Source organism: Nocardiopsis sp. NPDC058631 (assembly GCF_042716955.1).
Taxonomy (GTDB): domain Bacteria; phylum Actinomycetota; class Actinomycetes; order Streptosporangiales; family Streptosporangiaceae; genus Nocardiopsis.
On the sequence record NZ_JBHXQY010000168.1, the window covers coordinates 1 to 6,606 of the forward strand.

At 70.4% G+C, this 6,606-nt stretch carries 8 protein-coding genes; 2 read left to right on the forward strand and 6 right to left on the reverse strand.

The genetic code is table 11. The features are described 5' to 3' along the window. Positions 1-88: 88 nt before the first annotated feature. The 6 genes from rdgB to ACFWTE_RS29345 form a co-directional block, all read right to left on the reverse strand. The gene (gene rdgB / locus ACFWTE_RS29320; protein ID WP_378783166.1) at positions 89-694 is read right to left on the reverse strand and encodes an RdgB/HAM1 family non-canonical purine NTP pyrophosphatase; all 606 of its coding nucleotides are present in this window, start codon (positions 692-694) and stop codon (positions 89-91) included. A gap of 56 nt (positions 695-750) precedes the next feature. Beyond that, on the reverse strand, positions 751-1,470 hold the full coding sequence (gene rph, locus ACFWTE_RS29325) for a ribonuclease PH (RefSeq protein ID WP_378783167.1): 720 nt from the start codon (positions 1,468-1,470) through the stop codon (positions 751-753). A 91-nt stretch (positions 1,471-1,561) separates the two neighbouring features. Next, on the reverse strand, positions 1,562-2,314 hold the full coding sequence (locus ACFWTE_RS29330; RefSeq protein WP_378783168.1) for an MBL fold metallo-hydrolase: 753 nt from the start codon (positions 2,312-2,314) through the stop codon (positions 1,562-1,564). Between the two features lie 319 nt (positions 2,315-2,633). After that, a complete protein-coding gene (locus tag ACFWTE_RS29335; RefSeq protein WP_378783169.1) occupies positions 2,634-3,581 on the reverse strand; it encodes a PLP-dependent cysteine synthase family protein in 948 nt (315 codons plus the stop codon). A gap of 7 nt (positions 3,582-3,588) precedes the next feature. Beyond that, positions 3,589-3,867 carry a MoaD/ThiS family protein gene (locus ACFWTE_RS29340; protein ID WP_330092068.1) on the reverse strand — a complete coding sequence of 93 codons (279 nt, stop codon included), beginning with the start codon at positions 3,865-3,867 and terminating at the stop codon, positions 3,589-3,591. A gap of 97 nt (positions 3,868-3,964) precedes the next feature. Further along, a complete protein-coding gene (locus tag ACFWTE_RS29345) occupies positions 3,965-4,387 on the reverse strand; it encodes a Mov34/MPN/PAD-1 family protein (protein WP_378783170.1) in 423 nt (140 codons plus the stop codon). Positions 4,388-4,518: 131 nt separating this feature from the next. On the opposite strand from ACFWTE_RS29345, the gene ACFWTE_RS29350 reads away from it, so the two are divergent. Then, a complete protein-coding gene (locus tag ACFWTE_RS29350; protein ID WP_378783171.1) occupies positions 4,519-5,820 on the forward strand; it encodes a nicotinate phosphoribosyltransferase in 1,302 nt (433 codons plus the stop codon). A 69-nt stretch (positions 5,821-5,889) separates the two neighbouring features. Beyond that, the gene (locus tag ACFWTE_RS29355; RefSeq protein WP_378783172.1) at positions 5,890-6,468 is read left to right on the forward strand and encodes a nicotinamidase; all 579 of its coding nucleotides are present in this window, start codon (positions 5,890-5,892) and stop codon (positions 6,466-6,468) included. Positions 6,469-6,606 lie beyond the last annotated feature (138 nt).

A 6,606-nucleotide genomic window follows, 5' to 3' on the forward strand; every position in this document is an offset into this window, starting at 1 on the left:
GTGCAGGACATCCACGTCAACAAGGCGACGCAGCTCGACAAGACCACCCGCGTCCAGGAGCTCATCCACGCGTACCGCGTGCGCGGGGTCAGACCATGCCGGCCAGGTCCTTGGCCAGTTGCCGGAAGGCGATCCCCCGGTGGCTGATCGCGTTCTTCTCCTCCGCGGTCAGCTCCGCCGTGGTGCGGGTCTCCCCCTCGGGGACGAAGACCGGGTCGTAGCCGAATCCGTTCGTGCCGCGACGCTCACGCGCCAGGCGACCGCGCAGCACGCCCTCCGCCACCACCTCGGTGCCGTCCGGCATCACCAGGACCGCCGCGCACACGAACTCTCCGCCGCGGCGCTCGGACGGGGTGTCCGCCAGCTGGTCGAGGACCAGGTCCAGGTTGGCCCGGTCCTGGTCGCCCCCGCCGAAGCGGCCCGCCCAGCGGGCGGACAGCACCCCGGGCATGCCCTTCAGCTCGTCGACGGCCAGGCCCGAGTCGTCGGCCACCGCCGGCAGCCCGGTGTGGGCGGCGATCGCACGTGCCTTCAGCAGGGCGTTGCCGATGAACGAGGGTTCTGTCTCGGGAACCTCGGGCGCGTCCGGGAAGGCGTCGAGCGAGACCACCTCCGCCTCCACACCGGCCTCGGCCAGGATGGCGCGCATCTCCGGGACCTTCTTGGCGTTGCGGGTCGCAAGGACGAGCTTCACCGTTCCCCCTCCTCCGGGAACACCGCCGATACGTGGGCCGACGCTGTTCATCGCGGTCACTCCGCCAGTGCCTTCTTCTGGATCGCGGTCAGTTCCTCGCAGCCGGCGGCGGCGAGGTCGAGCAGTTGGTTGAGGAGGGCGCGGTCGAACGGCTCGCCCTCCGCGGTCCCCTGGACCTCGACGAACCTTCCGTCCCCGGTGAGGACGACGTTCATGTCCGTCTGGGCGACCGAGTCCTCCAGGTAGTTCAGGTCCAGCCTGGGCTGCCCCTGGACCACCCCGACGCTGACCGCTGCCAGGGAGCTGGTCAGCGGGTTGTTCTTGAGCTTGCGGCGCTTGCGCAGGTACTTCATCGCGTCGGCCATCGCCACGTACGCGCCGGTGATCGCGGCGGTGCGGGTTCCACCGTCCGCTTGGAGGACGTCGCAGTCCAGGGTGATGGTGTGCTCGCCCATCGCCTTGAAGTCCACGACGGCGCGCAGGGAACGGCCGATGAGGCGGGAGATCTCGTGGGTGCGGCCGCCGATCTTGCCGCGGACGGACTCGCGTGCCCCACGGGTGTCGGTGGCGCGGGGCAGCATCGCGTACTCGGCGGTGACCCACCCCTCGCCGGTACCCCGGCGCCAGCGGGGGACGCCGTCCTCGACGGTGGCGGCGCACAGTACACGGGTGTCACCGAACTCGATGAGTGCGGAGCCTTCCGCCTGGCGCAGCCAGTTGCGGGTGATGGTCACGGGGCGGAGTTGGGTCGGAACGCGTCCGTCAGGTCGGGCCATGCCAGAAGCGTATATCCGAGGAGGGACCCGCGGTGCTGGTGCGCACGACTGTCCGTCCCTCCGGGATCCCCGCCACGTCCCGAAGCGCCTGTCAGCCGCCGATGGCGTGCACCTGACCGCTACGGGCCAGACCGATCGGGCCCCCGAAGGTGGAGTTCGCCTCGGCGAGGGTGACGGCGTCGTCGTTCCACGGCACGAGGTGGGTGAGGAGCAGCTGGCGGGCGCGCGCCCGGTTGGCGTGGTCGCCCGCCTCGCTGCCCGTCAGGTGCATGTCCTTGGGGTGCTCGACGTGGTCCTGGAAGGCCGCCTCGCACAGGAAGAGGTCGGTGTCGGTCGCGAGGTCGACCAGGGAGTCGCACACGCCGGTGTCACCGGAGTAGGCCATCGACGCGCCGCCGTGCTCCAGCCGGATGCCGAAGGCCTCCACCGGGTGGTTGACGTAGTCGACGCGGGCGGAGAACGGGCCGATCCGGAAGGCGCCCGGGGCGAGCTCGTGGAAGTCGAAGACCTCGGTCATGCCCGGGTCCGGTGCCAGCCCGTACGCCTCCGCGACCCGGTCGGCCACGCCCTTGGGTCCGTAGACGGGGATGCGCGGCTTGGTGCCGTCGGGGTGGAACATCCTCGCCACCCAGTAGGAGCACAGGTCGAAGCAGTGGTCGGCGTGCAGGTGGCTCAGGTAGACGGCGTCGACCGAGTAGATGTCGATGTACCGCTGGAGTGCCCCGAGCGCGCCGTTGCCCATGTCGAGCAGGAGTCGGTAGCCGTCCGCCTCCAGCATGTAACAGGAGGCCGGGCTGTCCGGCCCGGGGAAGCTCCCCGAGGACCCGATAATCGTGAGTCGCACGTCGTCGTCGCCTTCTCGATGGGCCGCGCGGCTTCCGTGGCACTCCCGCCATGTGGTGCGGAGTGCGGATGGCGGCTGGTTCTGCGGATGTCCCGTTGTTACGGGTCTACCCCAATGGCCGCCCGGGTGGTACAAAATGTGTCCCGAGTCTCACGCGACGTCGGTCACGTGTGAATTTTTCACACTCTTTGACATGTTATGTCTAGTTCGTTCAGACCGTGTTTCGGGCGCGTTCAGAACGGCAGGAGGGTCGGCACCCTTCGTGGGTACCGACCCTCCTGGCCTCCCGGCCCCGCGGCAGCCGGGAGGCGTCCCGCGATCAGGCCCAGAGTTGACCGTCGAGCCGCTCCTCGGCCTCCTCCAGCGTGCCCTCGTAGGCACCGGTGGACAGGTACTTCCACCCCGCGTCGGCGATGACGAACGCGATGTCGGCGCGCTCCCCGGCCTTCTCCGCCTTTGCCGCCACACCCAGCGCGGCGTGCAGGGCGCCCCCGGTGGAGGGGCCCGCGAAGATCCCCTCCTTGTCGAGGAGCTCGCGGGTGCGCCGGAGCGCGGCCTCGGCCGGGACGGAGAAGCGGGTGGTGAGCACCGACTCGTCGTACAGCTCGGGCACGAACCCCTCGTCGAGGTTGCGCAGCCCGTACACCAGCTCGCCGTACCGGGGCTCCGCCGCGACGACACGGATGTCGGGCCGCTGCTCGCGCAGGAAGCGGCCCGCGCCCATGAGGGTCCCGGTGGTCCCGAGCCCGGCCACGAAGTGGGTGATCCCGGGCAGGTCGGCGAGGATCTCGGGGCCGGTGGACTCGTAGTGGGCCCGCGCGTTCGCCGGGTTGCCGTACTGGTAGAGCATCACCCACTCGGGATGCTCCTTCGCCATCTCCTTCGCGACGCGGACGGCCTCGTTGGACCCGCCCGCCGCCTCGGAGTAGTGGACCTCGGCCCCCCACATGGCGAGCAGCTGTTTGCGCTCGGCGGAGGTGTTCTCCGGCATGACGCAGACCATGCGGTAGCCCCGCAGCTTGGCGACCATGGCCAGCGAGATGCCCGTGTTCCCCGACGTCGGCTCCAGGATGGTGCAGCCGGGGAACAGCAGCCCGTCCTTCTCGGCCTGTTCGATCATGAAGAACGCGGTGCGGTCCTTGATCGAGCCCGTGGGATTGCGGTCCTCCAGCTTCGCCCACAGTCGGACCCGGGGCGAGGGCGAGAGGCTGGGCAGGCCGACGAGCGGTGTGCCTCCGAGGGAGTCGAGCAGGGAGTCGTAGCGCATGAGCGGCCTAGCGGCTTCCGCCGGCGACCGCCGGCAGGACGGTGACGCTGTCGCCGTCGGAGAGCTCGGCTTCCAAGCCGCCGACGAAACGCACGTCCTCGTCGTTGAGGTACACGTTGATGAAGCGGCGCAGCTTGCCGCCGTCCACCAGGCGCTCACCGATACCCGGGTAGCGGCCGTCCAGGTCGGTGAACAGCTCTCCGATGGTGGCGCCGGACCCCTCGACGACCTTGGCGTCGTCGGTCAGGTTGCGCAGGATGGTGGGGATGCGGACCTCGATGGCCATGAAGAGTGTCTTCCTTCGCGGTGGGTTGGTGTGCGTACATTCCCAACAGGGGGTGCCTCGCGCCCATTCCTGGGCGGAGAGGCCCCGTGGAGGGGACCTACTGGTCGCCGCCGGTGCCGGTGACCTCCACCGGCTCCTCGTCGACCTGGCCGTCGACGATCCGGTAGGAGCGGAACTCGACGGTGTCCGGTTCCCGGGTGGAGACGAGCACGTAGTGCGCGTTGGGCTCGGACGCGTAGGAGATGTCGGTGCGCGAGGGGTAGGCCTCGGTGGCGGTGTGGGAGTGGTAGATCACGACGGGCTCCTCGTCGCGGTCGTCCATCTCCCGCCAGACCTTGAGCTGTTCGAGGGAGTCGAAACGGTAGAAGGTCGGGGACCGCTCCGCGTTGGCCATCTCGATGAACCGCTCGGGGAGGTCGGACTTCTCGGGTCCGGCCACGACGCCGCACGCCTCGTCCGGATGGTCGCGGCGGGCGTGGGCGACGATCTTGTCGTAGATCGAGCGATCAATCCTCAGCATGCGTCCAGAGTACCCACATCTCGTTCCCTACCAACCGAATGGGTATTGTTACCGACCACGGGATCCCCTGCCGGTTCGAGGCTGGTGGGGCGCCCTCCGTGGCCCATCGCACACGGATTAGGCTCGTCCCCATGAGCGACGACAGCAGCAGCGCGCTGCTCACCGACCACTACGAACTGACGATGCTCCAAGGAGCCCTGCACAGCGGTGCCGCCCAGCGTCGGTCGGTGTTCGAGATGTTCGGCCGACGCCTGCCCGAAGGCCGACGGTACGGGATCGTCTGCGGGACCGGCCGGTTCCTGGATCTCCTGGAACGGTTCAGGTTCGGCACCGAGGAGCTGGACTTCCTGTCGGACAACGGGGTGGTGGACGACCGCACCCTGGCGTGGCTGGCCGACTACCGGTTCTCCGGGAACGTGTGGGGCTACGGCGAGGGTGAGGCGTACTTCCCCGGTTCCCCGATCCTGGTGGTCGAAGGCACGTTCGCCGAGTCCGTGCTCCTGGAGACCCTCGCTCTGTCGGTGTACAACCACGACACCGCGATCGCCTCGGCCGCCAGCCGGATGTCGGTGGCGGCGGGTGACCGGCCCCTGATCGAGATGGGATCGCGCCGCACCCACGAGCGGTCGGCGGTCGCGGCGGCGCGCGCCGCGTACGTGGCCGGGTTCGCGTCCTCCTCCAACCTGGAGGCGGGGCGCACCCACGGGGTGCCGACCGGCGGCACGGCGGCGCACGCGTTCACGCTGCTGCACGACAGTGAGAGACACGCGTTCAAGGCGCAGTTGGAGTCCATGGGCACGGGGACGACCCTGCTGGTGGACACGTTCGACGTGGAGCGTGCGGTGGCCACCGCCCTGGAGTTGGCCGGACCGAAGCTCGGCGCGGTCCGCATCGACTCCGGCGACCTGGGCGCGACCGCCTCCCGCGTCCGTGCACAGCTGGACGCCCTCGATGCGACCGGCACCCGCATCGTGGTGACCGGCGACCTGGACGAGTACTCGATCCTGGCCCTGGCCGTGGCACCGGTGAACGGTTACGGAGTGGGTACCTCTCTGGTGACGGGGTCGGGGGCGCCGACGGTGTCCCTCGTGTACAAAGTGGTGGCTCGGGCCCGCGGCCTGGAGGAGGATGCTCCTCTGGAGCCGGTGGCCAAGCGCTCGGTGGGCAAGCCCAGCCGCGGCGGCCGCAAGTGGGCGTCGCGACGCCTGAACGACAAGGGGATCGCCGTGGCGGAGGAGGTGTTCCCCCATGACCCGGCGCCGGGCGTGGGGTTGCGTCCGCTGCTGCGGCCCCTGGTCCGCGAGGGTGTGGTGGTGGGGCGCGAGAGCGTCCACGAGGCGAGGGAGCGGCACCGTGCGACGGTCGCCGAGCTTCCCGAGCAGGCCCTGCGGATGTCGCGGGGCGAGACCGCGCTGCCGACGGTCTTCCATTGAGCCGCCGTGCCCGGCAACGGCCCCGGAGTTGCGAGACCTGACCGACACACGCGAGAAAGGGGTGCCGGGATGACCAGGGCACTCATTGTGGTGGACCTTCAGAACGACTTCTGTGAGGGCGGGAGCCTGGGCGTGAAGGGCGGCACCGAGACTGCGACGGCCGTCACCGGGTACGCGCGGGCCAACGCCGACTCCTACGACCACGTGGTGGCGACCCGCGACTACCACATCGACCCGGGCGCGCACTTCTCGGAGAACCCGGACTTCGTGGACAGCTGGCCCCGGCACTGCGAGGCGGGGACGCCGGGGGCCGAGTTCCACCCCGAGTTCGACGGTTCGCTGGCCGAGGAGGTGTTCAGCAAGGGGCTGTACACGGCGGCGTACAGCGGTTTCGAGGGCACCGCGAGCGACGGGACGACCCTGCTCGCCGACTGGCTGCGTGCGCGCGGCGTGGACGAGGTGGACGTGGTGGGGATCGCCATGGACCACTGCGTGCGGGCGACCGCGATGGACGCCGCCGCCGAGGGGATACGCGCACGGGTCCTGCTGGGGCTGACCGCCGGGGTGTCCGGGGACACCGTGGCCTCCGCGCTGGAGCGACTGCGCGAGGCCGGTGTGGCGCTGGAGGGCGAACCGCTGGTGGGCTGACCCACCGGCGCGGACGCGGGGGCGGGGGGGGGGGGCCCCCCCCCCCCCCCCCCGGGGGGGGGCCCCCCCCCCCGCCGCCGGCCCCCCGGGGGGGGGCGGGGGGGTATTAACAAAAGGCCGAGGCGACCAAGGATGGGG

Coding starts and splice junctions, on each gene's coding strand:
- rph (WP_378783167.1), bottom strand. CDS start 1,470: ATGGCCCGACCTGACGGACGCGTTCCGACCCAACTCCGCCCCGTGACC.
- ACFWTE_RS29335 (WP_378783169.1), bottom strand. CDS start 3,581: ATGCGCTACGACTCCCTGCTCGACTCCCTCGGAGGCACACCGCTCGTC.
- ACFWTE_RS29340 (WP_330092068.1), bottom strand. CDS start 3,867: ATGGCCATCGAGGTCCGCATCCCCACCATCCTGCGCAACCTGACCGAC.
- ACFWTE_RS29345 (WP_378783170.1), bottom strand. CDS start 4,387: ATGCTGAGGATTGATCGCTCGATCTACGACAAGATCGTCGCCCACGCC.
- ACFWTE_RS29350 (WP_378783171.1), top strand. CDS start 4,519: ATGAGCGACGACAGCAGCAGCGCGCTGCTCACCGACCACTACGAACTG.
- ACFWTE_RS29355 (WP_378783172.1), top strand. CDS start 5,890: ATGACCAGGGCACTCATTGTGGTGGACCTTCAGAACGACTTCTGTGAG.